At 71.5% G+C, this 18,968-nt stretch carries 15 protein-coding genes; 12 read left to right on the top strand and 3 right to left on the bottom strand.

What is annotated here, in order from left to right:
• Positions 1-729 precede the first annotated feature (729 nt).
• The 4 genes from ACFYP3_RS19490 (at position 730) to ACFYP3_RS19475 (ending at position 7,638) form a co-directional block, all read left to right on the top strand.
• Complete coding sequence (locus ACFYP3_RS19490) at positions 730-2,382, top strand: phospholipase A2 (RefSeq protein ID WP_388833786.1); 1,653 nt, start codon at positions 730-732, stop codon at positions 2,380-2,382.
• 193 nt (positions 2,383-2,575) lie between these two features.
• Complete coding sequence (locus tag ACFYP3_RS19485; RefSeq protein ID WP_388833783.1) at positions 2,576-5,374, top strand: S8 family serine peptidase; 2,799 nt, start codon at positions 2,576-2,578, stop codon at positions 5,372-5,374.
• Positions 5,375-5,568: 194 nt separating this feature from the next.
• Positions 5,569-6,336 (top strand): restriction endonuclease, encoded by a 768-nt coding sequence (locus tag ACFYP3_RS19480; RefSeq protein WP_388833780.1) that lies wholly within the window; start codon positions 5,569-5,571, stop codon positions 6,334-6,336.
• A 201-nt stretch (positions 6,337-6,537) separates the two neighbouring features.
• The gene (locus tag ACFYP3_RS19475) at positions 6,538-7,638 is read left to right on the top strand and encodes a sulfite oxidase (protein WP_388833777.1); all 1,101 of its coding nucleotides are present in this window, start codon (positions 6,538-6,540) and stop codon (positions 7,636-7,638) included.
• A gap of 67 nt (positions 7,639-7,705) precedes the next feature.
• Here ACFYP3_RS19475 and ACFYP3_RS19470 read toward each other — a convergent pair whose 3' ends face one another.
• Entirely contained in the window at positions 7,706-9,163 is a 1,458-nt protein-coding gene (locus ACFYP3_RS19470) for a vanadium-dependent haloperoxidase (protein WP_388833774.1), read from the bottom strand.
• A 272-nt stretch (positions 9,164-9,435) separates the two neighbouring features.
• Between ACFYP3_RS19470 and ACFYP3_RS19465 the strand changes: the two genes are divergently transcribed.
• The 6 genes from ACFYP3_RS19465 to ACFYP3_RS19440 all read left to right on the top strand — a co-directional run bounded on the left by ACFYP3_RS19465 (position 9,436) and on the right by ACFYP3_RS19440 (position 15,146).
• Positions 9,436-10,650 (top strand): NAD(P)/FAD-dependent oxidoreductase, encoded by a 1,215-nt coding sequence (locus tag ACFYP3_RS19465; RefSeq protein WP_388833771.1) that lies wholly within the window; start codon positions 9,436-9,438, stop codon positions 10,648-10,650.
• Positions 10,651-10,668: 18 nt separating this feature from the next.
• Entirely contained in the window at positions 10,669-11,622 is a 954-nt protein-coding gene (locus ACFYP3_RS19460) for a sigma-70 family RNA polymerase sigma factor (RefSeq protein ID WP_388833768.1), read from the top strand.
• 221 nt (positions 11,623-11,843) lie between these two features.
• Positions 11,844-12,737, top strand: coding sequence for an SDR family oxidoreductase (locus tag ACFYP3_RS19455; RefSeq protein WP_388833766.1), 894 nt, complete (start codon positions 11,844-11,846; stop codon positions 12,735-12,737).
• Positions 12,734-13,783 (top strand): PHP domain-containing protein, encoded by a 1,050-nt coding sequence (locus ACFYP3_RS19450; protein ID WP_388833763.1) that lies wholly within the window; start codon positions 12,734-12,736, stop codon positions 13,781-13,783. The genes ACFYP3_RS19455 and ACFYP3_RS19450 overlap by 4 nt, the downstream gene beginning before the upstream one ends.
• A 112-nt stretch (positions 13,784-13,895) precedes the next feature.
• On the top strand, positions 13,896-14,456 hold the full coding sequence (locus tag ACFYP3_RS19445; protein ID WP_388833760.1) for a hemerythrin domain-containing protein: 561 nt from the start codon (positions 13,896-13,898) through the stop codon (positions 14,454-14,456).
• 186 nt (positions 14,457-14,642) lie between these two features.
• A complete protein-coding gene (locus tag ACFYP3_RS19440) occupies positions 14,643-15,146 on the top strand; it encodes a hypothetical protein (RefSeq protein ID WP_388833757.1) in 504 nt (167 codons plus the stop codon).
• A gap of 16 nt (positions 15,147-15,162) precedes the next feature.
• Here the strand turns inward: ACFYP3_RS19440 and ACFYP3_RS19435 are convergent, their stop codons facing one another.
• The gene (locus ACFYP3_RS19435; protein ID WP_388833754.1) at positions 15,163-16,347 is read right to left on the bottom strand and encodes a zinc-dependent alcohol dehydrogenase; all 1,185 of its coding nucleotides are present in this window, start codon (positions 16,345-16,347) and stop codon (positions 15,163-15,165) included.
• A 152-nt stretch (positions 16,348-16,499) separates the two neighbouring features.
• Complete coding sequence (locus ACFYP3_RS19430; RefSeq protein WP_388833751.1) at positions 16,500-16,913, bottom strand: CBS domain-containing protein; 414 nt, start codon at positions 16,911-16,913, stop codon at positions 16,500-16,502.
• 561 nt (positions 16,914-17,474) lie between these two features.
• On the opposite strand from ACFYP3_RS19430, the gene ACFYP3_RS19425 reads away from it, so the two are divergent.
• Positions 17,475-17,792 (top strand): hypothetical protein, encoded by a 318-nt coding sequence (locus tag ACFYP3_RS19425; protein ID WP_388833748.1) that lies wholly within the window; start codon positions 17,475-17,477, stop codon positions 17,790-17,792.
• Positions 17,793-17,850: 58 nt separating this feature from the next.
• On the top strand, positions 17,851-18,876 hold the full coding sequence (locus ACFYP3_RS19420; protein ID WP_388833745.1) for an alcohol dehydrogenase: 1,026 nt from the start codon (positions 17,851-17,853) through the stop codon (positions 18,874-18,876).
• Positions 18,877-18,968: the final 92 nt, after the last annotated feature.

The following is an 18,968-nucleotide window of genomic DNA, read 5'->3' as shown; positions in this document are numbered from 1 at the left end:
CCACATCGCCGCCCTCATCGCACTCGCCCGACGCCGCATCGACGTCCTCTTCGCCATGCTCCGAGACGGCACCTTCTACCAGCCGCCCACACCGGCTACGGCTTGACCAAAGCCATAGAGGCACCTTTTCCGGTGACCGCCCGCCTGCCGCACGGGACCGGGTGAAGGAAAGCGTGCGCCCCGCGAGCCGGGGCGCTCGCGCAGCTGAAGCATGAGACCACCTTCGAGATTGCCAATGCAACAAATTTGACGCGATCCGTTCAGATGGCAAGAGAAGGAGATGCGCACCGCGAGAAGCCTCCCGAAGAGGGGCTGTTCAGGCAACTTGCGCCCGTTTTAAGGGAGTTACAAGTCGATGAGATCCGTTCCGGGCTAAGTGTCGGGTAAGTGACCGGGGTCACTCGGACCGGAAATCTGGATCTTTATTTTTGCTGTCGCGAACGTTTGCATGAAGCGTGGGGCGCGGGGTGACGAGGAGTGATTCGACTGCGTCGAGTGCGCCGATCGGGGTCGCGGATTCCGTCATGCGCCCAGTCTGGGGCGGCGTCCCCAGCCGCACATGAGTACCTGTACTCAGTCGTGTTCGGCCGTTCGGCGGCGGTAGCGGAATCTTCACGGGAGCAAGCGCGGGGCCGCCGCAGCCGCGTCTCACATCCCTTGTGGAGTTGATCAACACGCGTCTACTGTCCGCAGCGATCACCAGCCGAGAACGAACACGAGGGGGGACTGGTGCGCAAAATCGCGCTTCCTGTCATCGCCGCGCTGTCACTGACGCTGCTCCTGCCGCAGCAGTCCGGGGCGGTCCCGTCCGCGCAGCAGCAGAATGCCGCCGCAGCGGCCGAGATACCCGAACAGCCGCAGGCGCAGGGCACGTTGTCCACGATCGGCCCCGGTCAGTACTCGACCGAGGACAAGACCTTCCAGGTCGCCGAGACCGACGTGGACGCGGCCCTCATAGGTCGCCGCCACACCGTCGCCGCGCAGCCTGACGGCGGACTCGCCAAGCCCGAGTCCGCGCCCGCCACGCGCCCCGAGATGGGTGTCTTCGGCCCCAGTTGGGAGGCCGAGTTCGTCGGCGGCCAGCTCAACCGGAAGCTGGAGCAGAAGGGCGACAGCATCGTCGTGACCGACCTCGGCGTCGACGAGAAGATCACGTACGCGCTGAAGTCGAGCATCGACTACCCGGACGGGGGTGGCGTGAAGAAGTACGCGACCACCGACGGGTCCCAGATCACGGCGACCTCCAAGTGGAACGACGCCACCGGCACCCTGGTGACGTCCATCGTCGAGGTGCTCGGCGTGGACCTCTCAGCGGTCGCCTCGGGCGACGACGCGTTCACCGACGCCGCCGGCAACCCGATCCCGGCCGCGGACCTCAAGCCCACGTACAAGTGGCAGCAGGCCGCGACGGGCACCGACAAGTGGCGCGTCACCAGCGTCGGCAACAACGTCTTCGCCACCACGGTGCAGTACGACGCCCAGGGCCGGGTCTTCAAGATCTCGAACCCCGCTGCCGGCGAGCGCCTCGCGACGTCGACCTCGGTCACCTACGCGGCCTCGACCACCGCCGCCGGCACCTCCTTCGGTGACTACGCGGGCCGCGTCAAGCAGATCACCGTCACCGAGGGCTCCACCACGCAGACCCTCGCCCGGTACGCCTACGACTCCTCCGGTCTGCTGCGCACCGTGACCAACCCGAGCGAGGCCGCCGAGCCGCAGGCCACCTACGCCTACGACGCGACCCGACGCCTCTCCGACATCAGCTCGCCCAGCAACGGCAGTTGGGACCTGAGCTTCCCGGCGGACTCCGCGGCCCCGACCGCCACCCTCGACGGCGAGGCCGTCCCGACCCCGGGCCTGCCCGTCGAGGGCGACGCCCCGGCCGACGGCAGCGGCGTCACCACCCCGCCGCCCGCCTCGGACTTCCCCGGCGGCGAGATCACCGACCCGACGTCGTACCCGTCGAAGTGCAGCTGGGCGCGGCACTGGATGTACTACTGGAAGACCGGCTGCACCTCCAAGGTGGCGCACTACGGGTGGCACTCCCCCAGGTGGGAGCAGACCAAGACCGGTTACTGGGTCCGGGGCATCGACCACGACCACTGCACCACCGCGCCCGACAAGCCGCTGGGCTACAACTTCGTCCCGGCCTGCGACATGCACGACTACGGCTACGGCCTGATCGGCAACTCGTACAAGGGCTACAGGTACTACCTGTCGCGCAACAAGGGGCTGGCCGTGGACGCCGTGTTCTACAGCACGCTCTACAGCAAGACCTGCCCCGGCTACTTCTGGAAGAGCACCTGCCGCTCCCTCGCCAACACGTACTACGGCGCGGTGACCATCTTCGGGCGGGCCAAGAACGGCGCGAACGCCACCTGATGACGGGCGCGGACTCCTGATCTTCCCTCGCCCTGCCCCCTGAGGCCACGCCCTCGGGAGGGAATCGGGCCGGGTGGCGCCGCAGCCGCGCCACCCGGCCCCTTCGCGCCCCACCTCTTCCCCCCATGTCCACGGGTCCGGCCGTGCCGGCCCCTCCACGGGCCACGCCGGGCCCCCTGCTCCCCGAGGCACCATGAAGAAGAAGATCTGGGCCACGGTCGTCGCCGTCGCGATGACAACGGCCCTCGGCGCGATACCGGCCCGGGCCGCCGCGCCGGCGAGCGTCCCCGACGTCGTCAAGGCCGCGGTCCCGGGCGGGGTCGTCGACCCGCCGCTGTACGAGCGGGCCGCCGATGCCGGCACGGTCCGCGTCAACGTGCTCACCAAGAGCCGCACGGACATCCCCGAGGCAGCCGCCGCGGGTGAGACGAAGCAGGACTTCGAGTCTCTGCCGTTGGTCACGCTCAAGGTGGACAAGGCGGGCCTGGACCGGCTCGCCGCGCAGCCGGGCGTGGTCGCCGTCACCGAGGACAAGCCGGAGCCGGCGACCCTGGACGAGAGCGTGCCGCTCATCGGCGGGGACGCGGCGGCCGCGGCGGGGAAGACCGGCACGGGCACCGCGATCGCCGTGCTGGACACCGGTGTCGCCACCCAACACCCCTTCCTGAAGGGCCGGGTGAAGGCCGAGGCGTGCTTCTCGCCGATCGATCCGGATCTGGGCGCCACCAGCCTCTGCCCGAACGGTGCCGCCGAGCAGGAGGGTCCCGGCTCCGCCGACACCGACTCCGGGCCCTGCGCGACCCTGACCGCCTGCGACCACGGCACCCATGTGGCCGGCATCGCCGCGGGCAAGGGCACGGGTGCCACCGGCGCCCCGAAGACGGGTGTCGCCCCCGGCGCCGACATCGTCGCGATCCAGGTGTTCTCGCAGTTCAACACGGCCGATTCCTGCGCCGGCGAAGTGCCCTGCGTCGCCAGCTTCCCCAGTGCCCAACTGGCTGGCCTGGAAAAGGTGTTGCAGATCAAGCAGGCCGGGACGCCGGTCATCGCGGCGAACCTGAGCCTGGGTGGCGGCCACTACACGGCCGCCTGTGACGCCGACCCGCGCAAGGCGGCCGTCGACAACCTGCTCGCCGCCGGAGTCGCCACCGTGATCGCGGCCGGCAACAACGGCTACGCCGACGCGGTGAGCGTCCCCGGCTGCATCTCCACCGCCGTCACGGTCGGCTCCACCACCGACGACGACGAGCTGTCCACCTTCACCAACCGGGGCCCGCTCCTCGACCTCTTCGCCCCGGGGACGAGCATCGTCTCCTCGGTGCCCGGTGGGAACTACGCCTCCAAGAGCGGCACTTCGATGGCGGCCCCGCACGTGGCCGGAGCCTTCGCCGTGCTCAAGCAGGCATACCCCACCAAGAGCGTCGCGGACCTCACGGCCCTCCTGAAGAGCAGCGGCCGGCCCGTCATCTACACGGATGCCACCACCGCCCGGATCGACCTCGGCGCGGCGCTCGGCGGCGGCGGCAACACCCCGAAGCCGGTCGGTATGACCGACTTCAACGGTGACGGCGCCGAGGACGTCGCGATCTCCGACACCCAGGCCACCGTCGGCACGAACGCCAACGCCGGCCTGATCCGTGTCGTGTACGGCGCCGGCAAGGGCACCGCGGAGCTCAGCCAGGACCTGGACTGGGTGCCGGGCGGCTCCGAGAAGGACGACTACTTCGGCGAGAGCCTCGCCACCATCGACTGGAACAAGGACGGCTTCACCGACCTGGTGGTCGGCACTCCGAGCGAGGACGTCGGTACGGCCGCGAACGCCGGCATGGTCGACATCCTGTACGGCTCCGCGGGCGGCCTGGGCGCCGGCACCCTCAAGGCCACGCACTTCGAGCAGGGCGCGGGCACCGGCGCGATCGCCGCGTCGACGGCCGAGGCCAACGACCGGATGGGCCAGTCGCTGGCGACGGCCGTCAACGACGCCGGCCGACCGTACCTGCTGATCGGTTCGCCCGGCGAGGCCATCGGCTCGCTCACCGGCGCCGGCACCGCCTTCTACGTGTACGGCAACACGAGCCTGACCATGAACCAGGACAAGCCCGGTGTTCCCGGCGACCCCGAGAAGGACGACAACTTCGGCCTCGCCCTGACCGCGGACGCCAACTACATCGCCATCGGCTCCCCCAACGAGGCGCTCGGCACCAAGGCGAAGGCCGGCAGTGTCGTCATCTTCGACGCCAACGCCTTCGACGCCGAGGGGCGGCCGGCGCCGCTGGCCGGTCTCGACCAGGACAGCGCCGCCATCTCCGGTGACGCCGAGGCGGGCGACCAGTTCGGCTACGCGGTGGCCATCGCGCCGTTCCGGCCGACGGGCTCCCCGGCCCCGACCGAGTCCATCCTCGCGATCGGGTCGCCCGGTGAGGGCGTGGTCGTGGGCACCGAGAACCGGCTCAACGCGGGCCGCGTGGTGCTGATCCGGATCAAGGCCGACGGGAGCTGGAGCTACCTGCGCGAGCTGAAGCAGGGCACCGCGGGCGACGACGTCTCCGGCACCTCCGAGACCGGTGACCGCATGGGCGAGACGCTGACCGCCGTCAACACCGCCCCGGGCTCGGTGAGCACCGTGGCCTCCATGCGGCTCGCGGTCGGCACGCCCGGCGAGACGCTCGGCACCGCGACGAAGGCGGGCGCGATCCACACGTTCTCCATGGCCGGCTCGGCCGGACCGAACGACCGCTGGATCGAGGCCGGCGACGGCGACGGGATCCCCGGGACGCCCGGGGCCAACCAGCAGCTCGGCAAGAACATCCACTTCACGGCGACCAAGCTGTACGTGGGGATGCCCTTCGGGCCGAACGCGGCCGGTGCCCTGTACGCGCTGCCGATGTCCAACGTCACCCAGGGCGGCAAGGTCGCTCCGGTGACCACGTACAAGCCCGGCTCGGGTGGCCTGCCGGCGAACGGCGTGGCCTTCGGATACTCCGCCCGCTAGAGCGCGGGGAAGCGCGGCCCCGGGGAGCGAGCACACCGCTCCCCGGGGCTGCACGCTGCTCGGGCCACCCGCCGGGGACAAGGACCGTTTGGATCCGGCGATCTTGATCAGACGAGGAGGGAATGCACCGGGCGCGCCATGCCCGGGACGGCGCGGAGGGGGCGAGGCTCGTGACGAGTGAGGGAGGGGCCCGGATGACGGCATCGGCAGGGCGTCGGCGCGAGGGGAGCGTGCGCGTTGCGTCGTTGGGACGGGACGTCGTGCTGGCGGTGGGTCTGGTGGGGATCTGCCTGGGCGGAGCGGCCGTCTTCGTCAAGACGGCGGTGGAGACGGGCGGAGGCGCACCGGTCCTGCCGATCGCCACCGTGCTGCTGCTGGCCGCCGGAGTGGCGCTGGCGCGGTGGAGCATCGCCCCGTTCCTGGGCCGGCCCACCGGGCCCCGGCCGGTTCCGCCCGGCCCGATGGAGCCTGCGCCCTCGGCACCCTGTGCTCCGTGGGAGGCCGAGCCGGCGGCCGCCGCTCTGCCCGAGGTCGACTCCACCGCCCTGGACCACACGGCGGTGGACGCCGACGGCTTCGAGCACACGGTCGCCGCGCTGTGCGCTCGGGACGGCTGCCCGCAGGTGGAAGTGGTCGGCGGAGCTGGGGACTTGGGCGCGGATGTGATCGCCACGACGGCGGACGGACTGCGCGTGGTCATCCAGTGCAAGCACTACGGCGAGGGCCATCGGGTCGGCTCCCAGGACCTCCAGCGCTTCGGCGGCACCTGTTTCGCCGTCCACGAGGCCGATGTGGCCATCGTCGTGACCACCAGCGACTACACCGCTCCGGCCCTGGAGTACGCCGCCGCGTGCGACATCGTCTGCGTCGACGGGGACGCCCTGGCCGCGTGGACGGAGTCGCAGGCGGCGCCCCCCTGGGACGCGGCCGCCGCGCCCGCTGCGATGCGGGCGGACGAGTGACGGCACCCACGGCAGGCAGGCCGAAGCCCCTGAGGTCAGGCGTGCCTGACCTCAGGGCTGATCGACTGCACCAGCCGCACATCGGGCGCCCGGTGCAGTCCATGGGCCGGGCCTGCGGCCGGCCGGGCGTCTCCTCGGCCCGGTCCGGACCCGCAGGGCCTGCGACGTGCCGGGCGGAGCGCCGCGCGCGACCATGGGGACATGGACCCGCCGTCCCTGAGCGATGTCAGCGGCCCCGGTCGTGTGGCGGATGCCGGTGAAGGCATCGGCGCCGACGAGCTGGCGCTCGCCGCGCGCAACCACGGCATGCCGCTGGAGGCGCTGCGCTACGAGGTCACTCCGGCGGGGCTGCACTACGGACTGGTCCACTACGACATCCCCGTGGCGGACGACGACGAGTGGCGGCTGACCGTCGACGGGACCGTCCGCACGCCGCTCAGGCTGGACCTGGCCGCACTGCGCGCGCTCCCGGCCGTCACGACCCGGGTCACCATGGAGTGCGCGGGCAACGGCCGGGCCCGGCTGTCCCCCAGGCCCGTCAGCCAGCCCTGGCTGGTCGAGGCCGTCGGCACCGCCGACTGGACGGGCGTGCCCCTGCGGGCGGTGCTCGACGCGGCCGGCGTACGGGCCGATGCCGTCGAAGCCGTCTTCACCGGCGCCGACCACGGCGTGGAGCGGGGCGTCGAGCAGGACTACCAGCGCAGTCTTGCGCTGCCCGTCGGCGAGGACGTACTGATCGCCTACGCCATGAACGGCACGCCACTGCCCCCGCAGCACGGGTACCCGATCCGTCTGGTCGTCCCCGGCTGGTACGGCATGGCCCACGTGAAGTGGCTGCGCGACATCACCCTCGTCGACCGCCCGTTCACCGGCTTCCAGCAGACCGTCGCCTACCGCTACCGGCAGACCCCGGAGGAGCCCGGCGAACCGGTCACGCGGATCGCTCCGCGCGCCCTGCTCGTACCGCCCGGATTCCCGGACTTCATGTCGCGCACCCGCGTCGTGCGCCCGGGGCCCGTACGGCTGGAGGGCCGTGCCTGGTCGGGGTACGGGCCGGTCGTACGGGTCGGGTTCAGTCCTGACGGCGGGCTGACGTGGGCCGACGCCGAGGTCAGGCCGCGCGGACCGCATCCGGCGGCCTGGCAGGCCTGGCACACGGAGTGGACGGCCACCCCGGGCCACCACACCCTGACGGTCCGGGCCTCGGACGCCTCAGGCCGCACCCAGCCCCTCGAACAGCCGTGGAACCGTGGCGGCTTCGGCAACAACGCCGTCCAGCGAGTCCCCGTCCTGTGCCGCTGACTCCGACACGGGGAGGCACGGCGGGGGCGGCGGGGGCGGGGTACCGGGCCGCCCCCGCCGCCGCGCGTCACAAGGTGCGGAGCTGGGTGGTGAACACCTGGTTCGCTATCCGCTCTCCGAGAGTGAGACCGTCGGTGGCGTCCCAGGGAAAGTGCACACCGAGCCAGATCCGGCTGTCGGCGTCCTCCTTCGCGGCAGCACTGAAGCTGGTGAAGTGCCGTGTCTTGACCGGGGCGAGCGGCTCGTCGGTGGTGAGGTCGAAGGCGAGGTCGTCACTGCCGAAGTACCGCTTCATCACGCCGGCCCAGGCGGCACCGAAGGAGGCGTGGCCGGAGACGTAGGCGGGGAAGCAGGGGTTGGCGTTGACGCCGGCGTTGTTCTTCAGGAGCGGCTTCCACTGCGGGTCGAAGCCGCCCTCTCGGATCGCGGAGACCGGGCGCCACAGGTCGATCGGGGTGGCGAACTTCGCATCGCGGACGGCTATGCCCGTGTCGGCGAGGGCGATCGAGACGAGCGCGAAGAGCCGGGCGTTCTGGTAGACGGTGAGCCCCCGCGCCTTGGAGACCTCGCGTGTGGCCTGGAGCATCTGGCCCGGCGGCTTGTACGTGCCGTCGTTGTCGTTGGCCCAGAACCAGGCGGCGTTCACCTGGTCCGGGGTCCGGTTGATCACCGGGGTCGCCGCGGTGGGTGCGGCCGCGCCCGCCGTGCGTACGGCCTCGACCTGCGCCTTGTACTCGGGGCTGGCGACCAGGTTCGCGTAGGTCGCGAACTGGCCGAGGCGGGCGGGGCGGAACTGTGAGCCCGACGTCAGGGAGAAGGGCCTGACCTGTCCCCAGAACGGATTGACGGCGTCGGAGGCGTCGTCACACTTGTCGTCCACCATGTCGGGGTAGCTGGTGGGCCGCCACGCCCCGGGCTCGTTGTTCAGGACGTAGAGCTGTTGGTTGTCCGATCCGTCGCCCGCCCGCTTGGTCATCATCTGGGTGACCATCTTGTTGACGACGGTGACGTCCAGGAGGTCGAAGGCGGTTGGGGAGGTGCCGAAACGCTGGGTGAATCTCTGGTCCAGGAAGGAGGTCAGGTCGACCGTCGTCTCCTTGTTGGGCCGGTTCAGCCCGTACAGGTTGAGCAGGATGTTGTAGGCGGTGCGGCCGATGACCCGCTCCTCCTCGTCGGGTCCCTCGGCGATGCCGGCGTAGCTCTCGGCCTTGATGTAGGCGGCGGAGGTCATCCGCCCCTTCCACTTGAGCTGGTACGAGCTCTCCGCGTCGTAGATCGCGGCGTTCATCATCGCCGCCGCCCGCGCCATCGGCACGGGCCCGCCACCCGTCCTGCGGAAGGCCTCCTGCAACACGTCGTTCCAGTAGTGCACCGGGTCTACGATCGACTGGGCCGGCAGCGCGGCCTGCGCGGGCGCCGGAGTGAGGGCGAGGATGGAGCCGGTCGACGCGAGGACCGCGGTGGCGGCCATGGCGCGGCGCCAGACCACGGTACGTCGTACGGTGGTGCGGATGCTTACGGACATGCCGGATTCCCCCTGCTCAGAGGCCTGTTGATCATCACCGGACCGGTGGCGGAGTGATCATGGCCCAGCGGCGGCCGACGTGCTTGTAAAAAACGGCGTGCACGGCGAAATGGCCTGTGCCGGGCAGTCGCACGGCCGGAAGCCGTCCTCGCCCCCCTCCTCCCCGCCGGCTACCGCCACCGCGTGACCCACGTCACATGCGGTTCCTGTCAGGAATCGGGGTGCTGTTCCGCTCAGGTCGGCAGGAACAAGCGAACTGACGGGAGCATCACATGAAGCACCGCATCGTCGTCCTCGGCGCCGGCTATGCCGGGGCCTACGTGGCCGGGACCCTGGCCCGTCGGCTGTCCCCGGCGGACGCCGGGATCACCGTGGTCAACGCCGAGCCGGACTTCGTCCAGCGGCTGCGGCTGCACCAGCTCGCGGCGGGCCAGGAGATCGAGGCTCCACCGCTCGCCGACGTCTTCGCGGGCACGGGGATACGGCTGCGCCAGGCCCGTGTCACCGCCGTCGACCCCGAGCGCCGGATCGTCGCCGTGGCCGACACCGACGGCGGCGACGAGATCGGATACGACACGCTCGTGTACGCGCTCGGCAGCCTCGGCGACGACCGCGCCGTCCCCGGGGTGTCCGAGCACGCCTTCGACGTCGCCGCCAGGCCCTCGGCGCTGCGCCTGCGCGAGCGCCTGGACGACCTGAGCAGGCGCAGCGATGGCGGGAGGGTGCTGGTCGTCGGCGACGGGTTGACCGGCATCGAGACCGCCACCGAGATCGCCGAGTCCCGGCCCGGCCTGTCGGTGGCGCTGGTCGCCCGCGGCGAGCTGGGGGCGCCGCTCTCCGCCGGGGCCCGCGGCCACCTGCGCCGGGCCTGCGACCGGCTGGGCATAACCGTCCTGGAGCACACCAGCGTCAAGGCCGTCGAAGCGACACGGGTGTGGTGTGACGACGGCACCGCGTCGGCGTCCGACGCGACCGTGTGGACGGCGGGGTTCGCGGTCCACCCCATCGCCGCTGCCGCCGGATTCGAGGTCACCGAGAGCGGCCGGATCGTCGTCGACCGCACCATGCGGTCACGCTCGCACCCGAACGTCTACGCCGTCGGCGACAGCGCCTACGCGATCGGTGACCACGGCCGGCCGCTGCCGATGTCCTGCGCCTCGGCCGGCTACACCGGCATGCAGGCCACCGTCGCGATCGTGGCACGCCTGACCGGCCGCAAGATCCCGCACACCAGGCTGGACTACCACGGCAACCACATCAGCCTCGGGCGGCGGGACGGGATCCTGCAGATGGTCGACCGCGATGCGCAGGCGAAGCCGACGTACATGGGCGGCCGGAAAGCCGCGCGGATCAAGGCCGGCATCCTCACGGTGTCCCTGTGGGCCACCTCGCACCCGACGTTCGGGCTGCCCAAGCGCCGGCACCGCCTGGACGCCGTACCGGACGCGTCAGCCGAGACGGCGATCGCCCAGCCCCTCACGTCATGATCATCTAGGGTGACCCGCGTGGACAGCACCACCACCGATCGCTTCGACACCAGTCGGTTCGAGGCCAGCCGGAACCGGCTGGCCTCGCTGGCGTACCGACTGCTGGGTTCCGCCGTCGACGCCGAAGACACCGTGCAGGACGCGTTCCTGCACTGGCAGGCCGCCGACCGGCAGCTGATCAAGGTGCCGGAGGCGTGGCTGACCAAGGTCGTCACCAACCTGTGCCTCGACCGGCTCCGCTCGGCGCTCGCCCGCCGCGAACGCACCGCCGGCGCCTGGCTGCCCGAACCGCTCCTCGACGGCGACCCGATGCTCGGCCCGGCCGACACCTTCGAACAGCGCGAATCGGTGACCCTGGCCGTGCTGACGCTCATGGAGCGCCTGTCACCCGTCGAGCGGGCCGTGTACGTCCTGCGCGAAGCGTTCGCCTACAGCCACGCCGAGTGCGCCGAGATCCTCGACATCACCGAGTCCGCAAGCCAGCAACACCTCCACCGGGCCCGGCGCCACCTCACCACAGCCCGCCGCGGCGGCGGCGAAGCGGACCCGGCGTCCGCCCGCAGGATCGTGGAGGAATTCATCGCCGCCGCCTCCTCTGGCCGCACCGAACGGCTGGTGGCGCTGCTCACCGACGACGTGATCGCGATCTCCGACGGCGCCGGCCTGGCCGGGAAGCTGCTGCGGTACGACACTCCGCGGCGCGTCGCCGCCATCGCCCGGGCCGGCTTCAAGCCCACACCCGCGAAACGGCGGCTTGCCGGCGGCACTCCCGCCGTCCATTCCGCGCTCGTCAACGGCTCCCCCGCCGTGCTCTTCGTGGTCGGCGACCGGGTCGTCGGCGCGGTGACGTTCGACCTCGCGGGCGGGAAGATCGCAACCGTGCGCGGAATCGCAGCCCCCGCCCGCCTGGTCCGCCTCGCCGAAGCCTGGCGGCAGCACGGACCGGACACGCCCCTGATCAGCCAGTGGTGACGACCCACCCTCGGGGACCCCGTCTCCAAGCAGTCGCAGTTCAAGACCGCGGCGGCCGCCCTCCGCCTCGTCGAACGCCCCCGGGGCGACGGGTACGCCGGGACATGATGCGCGCAGGTGGGGTAGACGCGGGACACGGCACACACCTCGCGCGCCGCCTCACGGCCGCCGCCCGACCGCCGCCCACGTGACTCCCGTGGACCTGCCGGAAGGAGACCACGATGCCCTCCCCAGACCAGTCCCGCCTCACCGATCCGGTATCACGCCACGCCCGTCCCCCGTTCCCCGACCAGGACCAGGACCATCCCGGCTCGACCGAGGAGATGGATCCCCGCCCCGACCACGGCGAGGACACGTACCAGGGCCACGGCCTGCTGCGCGACCGCAAGGCGCTGGTCACCGGAGGAGACTCCGGGATCGGCCGGGCCGTCTGCCTGGCTTTCGCGAGGGAGGGCGCCGACGTCGTCTTCACCCACCTGCCCGAGGAAGCCGACGAGGCCGACGAGACCGCCCGCCTGATCCGCGACGCGGGCCGTACGGCGGTGGCCGTCGCCTGCGACATCCGGTACGAAGCCGAGTGCACCGGCCTCGTCGACAAGGCGGTGGGCGCGCTGGGCGGCATCGACCTGCTCGTCAACAACGCCGCCTACCAGATGTCCCAGCCCGACGGGATCGAGGCGATCACCACCGAGCAGTTCGACCGGGTGATGAAGACCAACCTGTACGGAATGTTCTGGCTCACCAAGGCCGCCCTGGCCCACATGCCGCGCGGCGCCTCAGTGATCAACACCGCCTCGGTGCAGGGCTACCAGCCCAGCCCGCACCTCCTCGACTACGCCATGACCAAGTCCGCGATCATCTCCTTCACCCACGGCCTGGCCCAGATGCTCGCCGAGCGGGGCATCCGCGCCAACGCCGTGGCCCCCGGACCGGTATGGACCCCCCTGATCCCCGCGACGATGCCCGACCCGACGAAGTTCGGCGAGCAGTCGCCGCTGGGCCGGCCCGCGCAGCCGGCGGAGATGGCACCCGCCTACGTGTTCCTCGCCTCCGACCAGGCCTCGTACATCACGGGCGAGATCGTCAACGCCACCGGCGGAACCCCCCTCCCGTGACCCCCGACGAGGCCCTGCGGAAGATCGCCTTCCTCCTCGAATGGCGCGGGGCGTCCCCGTACCGGGTGCGGGCCTTCCACACGGCGGCCGACGCCGTCCGCGACCTGCCACCGGGACGGGTGGACGCCGCGCAGGCGGAACGGCTGCGCGGGGTGGGTCCGGTCACCGCCGAGGTGATCTCGCAGGCGTCGACCGGGGCGGTACCGAGCTACCTCGCCCGCCTCCTGGCCGAGGCGGACCCGGCCGCCGGCGCCGGCTGGGACCTGGCGGCCGCGAGCACCGGGGACTGCCACCTGCACTCCGACTGGTCGGACGGCGGCAGCCCGATCGAGGACATGGCCGCCGCGGCCCGCGCCCTGGGTCATCAGTGGGCCGTTCTGACCGATCACTCCCCGCGGCTGACGATCGCCCACGGGCTGAGCCCGGACCGGCTGAGGAGCCAGCTGGAAGTGGTGGCGGACGTGAATTCCAGGATGGGCCCGGGTTTCCGGCTGCTCACCGGCATCGAGTGCGACATCCTGGACGACGGCTCGCTCGATCAGGAGGAAGACCTGCTCGACCGGCTCGACGTCGTCGTGGCGTCCGTGCACTCCAAGCTCCGGTCGGAACCCGATCCGATGACCGCCCGCCTGCTGGCCGCGGTGCGCAACCCGCACGTCGACGTCCTGGGGCACTGCACGGGACGGATCATCACCGGCCGGGGGCGCCCGCAGTCCCGCTTCGACGCCCGGGCCGTCTTCGCCGCGTGTGCGGAGGCCGGCACCGCGGTGGAGATCAACTGCCGGCCCGAACGGCGCGACCCGCCGGACGACCTGCTCGCGCAGGCCACCGCCGCGGGCTGCCTCTTCGCCGTGGACACCGACGCCCACGCCCCCCAACAGCTGCACTGGCAGAGCACGGGCTACGCCCGCGCGGCGCGGATGGGCCTGGGCGCGGACCGGCTGATCACGACCTGGCCGCTCGGGCAGCTCCTGAGGGCCAAAAGCAGCCGACAGCGCCCGCCCGGCCGCCTCCCTTCGCGCGCCGCCCCGGCTCACGGCGGGTGATCGCCTCCGCCGAGCGGGTGAGACACCCCGCATGGCACGGCGCCTTCAGGCCCGGCGGGGAACCGATGGGATCGGGCCGGAGCGGCCCGACCACGAAACGCATGGAGGCGACATGGGACACGGCGGAAATGTGATCGACGAGCTGATGGCCGACCACCGGGAAGTGGAGGAGATGTTCGCCCGGGTCCAGGCCATGACCGGTACCGGTCAGGAGCTCCGTGATCTCATCGACGAGATCACCATCGAGCTGGTGCGGCACTCGGTCGCCGAGGAGCAGTACCTCTACCCGGCGGTGCGCGAGCACGTAGAGGGAGGCGGCCCGATGGCGGACAAGGAGATCGAGGACCACGGCCGCGTCGAGAAGCTGCTCAAGCGGCTGGAGAAGATGAGTACGGACGACGCGCAGATGAGCCCGCTGCTCCAGCAGCTCATGGAGGAGGTCTCCGCCCACGTCCAGGACGAGGAGCGCAACCTCTTTCCGATGCTGCGACGAGCCTGTACCCCGCAGCAGCTGGACGATCTCGGTGACAAGATCCGCCGGGCCAAGGCCATGGCGCCCACCCGCCCGCACCCGGCCGCACCCAGTAGCCCGGCGGCCAGCAAGATCCTGGCCCCGGGCGCCGGTCTGGTGGACCGGGCACGCGACTTCGTGACCGGCCGCGGCAAGTCCTGATCCCACGTCCAGGGCGGCGGGCCGCAGGTACGGGTCCGCCGCCCGGGACGGACGGTGACGTACGTCATGCCGCACGCCTGCCGCTCCGGGCTACGCTGGTCGGCCACCAGCGGAGCGGCGCAGCTTCGCGCCGCAGCTCGCGGACCCGGCACGGACCAGGGGCGAGCACGCCCCGAGGAAGCCGCCGTGTCCGCTGATCTCGCACCCGTCATAGCCGCCGGCACCCGCTGGCTCCTGACCGCCTTCCCGCCCGCCCCGGGCGCCTTCAACCGGGCCCTGGCCGAGGCCCAGGCCCAGCAGGCCGTCACCCTCGCCGCCGCCCTGCGGTACCCCACCCCGCTGGACGCCGAGATCCTGCACCTCCTCGGCCCTGGCGGGAGCGCCCGGCTGGACTGGCTGACCGGCGCCGATCACGGCGACGACGCCGACGCCGGCTGGCGCACCTGGGTCGACGAGACCGTCGTCAGCTGGGCCGCCTGCCTCCTCGCCGCCCCCGCCCTCGCCGCGGACGCCCACCCCCTCGCCGACCGCGGCCAGGCGGGCGAGCTCACGCGTCTCACCAGCCCCGGCAACCACGAACACGACGCCGCGCCCCTGCTGCGCCACCCCGACCTGCTCGAACCCATCGCCGCCCTCCATCGGGCACCGCTGCTGAACCTGCTGGACAAGCAGACCGCGGCCCTGGGGTAAGGCGCAGGCTCGGTCCTCAGGGGTGGAAGAGGACCTTCACCATGTTGTCCCGCTTCGTCTGGAAGTCCTCGTACGCCTGCGGGGCGTCGTCCAGGGACAGGTGATGGGTGGCGAAGCCTTCGACACCGAGGGAGTCGCCGTCGGTCAGCAGGGGCATCAGGTCGTCGACCCAGCGGCGGACGTTGGCCTGTCCCATGCGCAGTTGGATCTGCTTGTCGAACATCGTGAGCAGGGGGAGCGGGTCGGCGGCTCCTCCGTAGACGCCGGAAAGGGAGATGGTGCCGCCGCGGCGCACGAGCTCGATGGCCGACTTCAGGGCGCCCAGGCGGTCCACACCTGCCTTCTTCAGCAGTGCGGCGGCCAGGGGGTCCGGGAGCAGGCCGGTCGCGGTCTGCGCGGCCTTGACGCCGGCGCTGCCGTGGGCCTCCATGCCGACGGCGTCGATCACGGCGTCGGGGCCCCGGCCGCCGGTGGCGTCGCGGACCGCGTCGACGAGCTGGTTTCCGTAGTGGGTGAGGTCGTAGACCTGGACGCCGTGGCCGGCCGCACGGGCCAGCCGTTCGGGAACCAGGTCGATGCCGATCACCTTGCCGGCTCCCCGGTGGGCAGCGATGCGAGTGCACATGTCACCGATGGGGCCGAGGCCCAGGACGGCGACGCTGCCGCCGGGCGGGACGTCGGCGTAGGCGACCGCCTGCCAGGCGGTCGGCAGGACGTCCGACAAGTACACGAACCGTTCGTCCGGCGGCCCCTCGGGAACCCGGATCGGGAGGGTGTCGGCGAAGGGGACACGCAGGTACTCGGCCTGCCCGCCGGGCACCTGCCCGTAGAGCTTCGTGTATCCGAACAGGCTCGCACCGCTGCCGTGCTCGTGGACCTGCGTCGTCTCGCACTGCGAGTGCAGACCACGCTCACACATGAAACAGGTCCCGCAGGACACGTTGAAGGGCACGACCACCCTGTCGCCGACCTTCAGATCCCGGACCTCCGGCCCCACCTCGGCCACCACCCCCATCGGCTCGTGCCCCAGGACGTCCCCCGCGTCCAGGAACGGCCCCAGCACCTCGTACAGATGCAGATCCGATCCGCACAGGCCCGTCGTCGTCACTTTGATCACGGCGTCCGTGGGATCGGTGATCCGCGGGTCCGGAACGGTTGCCACCTCGACCTTGCGGCGGCCCTGCCAGGTCACGGCTCTCATCACTCCTCCTCGGTCACGTTTACGTAAGCCGGCGCTGCGACGTCTTCGTTCGCGGGGCAGGCGCTCGACCTCTTGCGGGCCCGGGGATCGGCGCCGGTGACGGCGCTCGCGTCCCCGGTCCCGTCGGGCTTCGGGCCGCCCGTGCGCGGGTGTCAGGTGGAGAGGGCTTCGAGGAGCTCGCCGACCTGCGGGTCGGGCAGAGAGCGGGCGACGTCGGCTTGGGCGACGACGCCGACGAGGGTGTGGCCGTCGATCACGGGCAGGCGGCGGACCTTGTGCTCGGTCATGGTCCGCAGGATCTCGGCGGCGTCGTCGTCGGCCCCGATGGTGACCACCTCGCCCTGGGCGAGCTCACCGGCCGTGCAGGTGGCGGGGTCCTTCCCGGCGCCGAGAACCTTCACGACGATGTCGCGGTCGGTCAGCATGCCCTTCAGGCGCTGGTCGCTGCCGCAGATCGGCAGCGCACCCACCCCGAGGTCGGTCATCTTCTTCGCCGCGTCCAGAATGCTGTCGTCTGCACCGATACACGTGGCGTCCGGCGTCATGATCTCGCGTGCGGTAGTCACGATCCGCCTCCCGAGGATCGATCGGCCACCCGGCCGGTCCAGGCGGCCTGGTACCTGTGCGCCTGCCCTCTGCCCGAGGCGCCAAGCCACCCGCGCCCCGCGTTCTCGGCGGCCCCTTCACCCGAGGGTGCGGCCCGCACGTCCATGCCGGAGGCCATCGCCGTTGCGGTGCTCATGGCGGCCGCCACGTTCCGGGTCGGCGTGTGCCAGGGTCCGATCTCGTTGTCGGTGTAACCCAGGGCCGCGTCGACGCCGCTGTTGATGATGTTTCCGCCGGCCGCTCTGTCTGCCGATGGGGTGTCCCACCGGGGTGGTCACGGTGATCGGGTCGCCCAGGAGGGTACGGCCTGCGGAGTGCCGGGCGAAGGTGCATTCTGAGGAATGGGGCCGCTCAGGTCGGTGAGCCTGCCCCGGAGACCCCTACGAAGCCGAGGCCCCGGACCGCAGCGGGGTGCGGCCTGCGAACCGCGTCGGCGAACGAGCCGGGCTCCCGCGAGACGCGCACCGAGGCTGCCGGGCACAAGCGGTTTCCCCGAACCGTCCCGGACCAGGGAGCAGGTCATGCCACCCCTACGTTTCCACGTGGACTCCTCGATGAGCCCAGCCGAGGTGATGGGAGTGCTGACGAACTTCGGCCCCTCCCGCGTCGAGGAGTGGCCGTCCATCGATGCCGAGCTCTTCCAGGTCCACGAGCGGGGCGACACCTGGGCGGAGGTGACCGAGGGGAACGGCAAGTCGTGGGAGCGCGCACGCTACGAACGGGACGTCAGACTCGATCGGCACCCCACCTCGCTCAAGGCAAAAATAACGTCCTCGATCATTCCCTTCGCCGGGCCGGTGTTCCGCAAGTCGTTCAGGGAACCCCTGCACACGACGTAGGTGCACCGCGCCTCTGAAGGACCGCGCCCGCAACCCGCTCTCGGCACCGGAGAAACGCATGAGCACCTATCGAGCCGCGCAGGTCGACACCGCGAACGGACCCTTCCGGATCGTCGAGCGCGAGGTACCGCGTCCGGGCCCCCGTCACGTACGGATCGCCGTCGAGGCCTGCGGAATCTGCCACAGCGACGCCGTCTTCGTGACCGGCGGCATGCCCGGCACGCGGTTCCCCCTGGTTCCGGGCCACGAAGTCGCCGGGCGCATCGAGGAACTCGGAGAAGGAGCCGAGGCCGGCAACTGGAGCGTGGGAGACCGGGTCACGGTGGGTTGGTTCGGAGGGAGTTGCGGTCACTGCACCCCCTGCCGGCAGGGCGACTACATCGTCTGTGACAACCTCAAGATCCCTGGCTACTCCTACGACGGAGGGTTCGCCGAGGCCCTGATCGCCCCGATCGACGCCCTGGCCCGGATCCCCGACGCCCTGCAGGCGTCCGACGCCGCACCCATGGCCTGCGCGGGCGTCACCACGTACAACGGTCTGCGGCGCAGCTCCGCCCGGCCCGGCGACGTCGTGGCCGTCCTGGGCCTCGGTGGCCTCGGTCACCTGGGGGTCCGGTATGCCGTGGCCATGGGTTTCGAGACCGTGGCCATCGCCCGAGGTACGGAGAAGGCCGAGTTCGCCAAGCAACTGGGAGCGCACCACTACATCGACAGCACGGGGCCGACACCGGTCGCGGATTCCCTCCTGTCCCTGGGCGGTGCCAGGGCCGTACTGGCCACGGCCGGAAGCTCCGAGGCCATCGCGGCAACGGTCGACGGCATGACGCACCGGGGCGAACTCGTCGTCATCGGAGCGAGCCCCGACCCGCTGGGCGTCAGCCCGCTCCAGCTGATCATGCGCGGCAGGACCGTACGCGGGCACCCGTCCGGCAGCGCACGGGACGTGCAGGACACCATGGCGTTCAGCGTTCTGCACGGCATTCGTCCCATGGTGGAGACCGTGCCGCTGACAGAGGCCGAGGACGCCTACCGGAAGATGCTTTCGGGTGCGGCCCGTTTCCGCATGGTCCTCACGACCAGCTGAGCTCGCCGTCCGAGCGGCACTCCGCTCCGCCTCCCGGAGGCGATCACCATGCGTGGTTGCAGCGCCTCCCCCGACCGGACACGCTCACCGTG

Source organism: Streptomyces sp. NPDC005533 (genome assembly GCF_042871845.1).
In the GTDB taxonomy this organism is placed as follows: domain Bacteria; phylum Actinomycetota; class Actinomycetes; order Streptomycetales; family Streptomycetaceae; genus Streptomyces.
This window is presented reverse-complemented; position numbering and strand designations above follow the sequence as displayed.

Bases quoted from the DNA above. Each gene is read 5' to 3' on its own strand.
- ACFYP3_RS19470 (WP_388833774.1), bottom strand. From the start codon at position 9,163: ATGTCCGTAAGCATCCGCACCACCGTACGACGTACCGTGGTCTGGCGC.
- ACFYP3_RS19420 (WP_388833745.1), top strand. From the start codon at position 17,851: ATGAGCACCTATCGAGCCGCGCAGGTCGACACCGCGAACGGACCCTTC.
- ACFYP3_RS19455 (WP_388833766.1), top strand. From the start codon at position 11,844: ATGCCCTCCCCAGACCAGTCCCGCCTCACCGATCCGGTATCACGCCAC.
- ACFYP3_RS19485 (WP_388833783.1), top strand. From the start codon at position 2,576: ATGAAGAAGAAGATCTGGGCCACGGTCGTCGCCGTCGCGATGACAACG.
- ACFYP3_RS19465 (WP_388833771.1), top strand. From the start codon at position 9,436: ATGAAGCACCGCATCGTCGTCCTCGGCGCCGGCTATGCCGGGGCCTAC.
- ACFYP3_RS19435 (WP_388833754.1), bottom strand. From the start codon at position 16,347: ATGAGAGCCGTGACCTGGCAGGGCCGCCGCAAGGTCGAGGTGGCAACC.
- ACFYP3_RS19480 (WP_388833780.1), top strand. From the start codon at position 5,569: ATGACGGCATCGGCAGGGCGTCGGCGCGAGGGGAGCGTGCGCGTTGCG.
- ACFYP3_RS19425 (WP_388833748.1), top strand. From the start codon at position 17,475: ATGCCACCCCTACGTTTCCACGTGGACTCCTCGATGAGCCCAGCCGAG.
- ACFYP3_RS19475 (WP_388833777.1), top strand. From the start codon at position 6,538: ATGGACCCGCCGTCCCTGAGCGATGTCAGCGGCCCCGGTCGTGTGGCG.
- ACFYP3_RS19445 (WP_388833760.1), top strand. From the start codon at position 13,896: ATGGGACACGGCGGAAATGTGATCGACGAGCTGATGGCCGACCACCGG.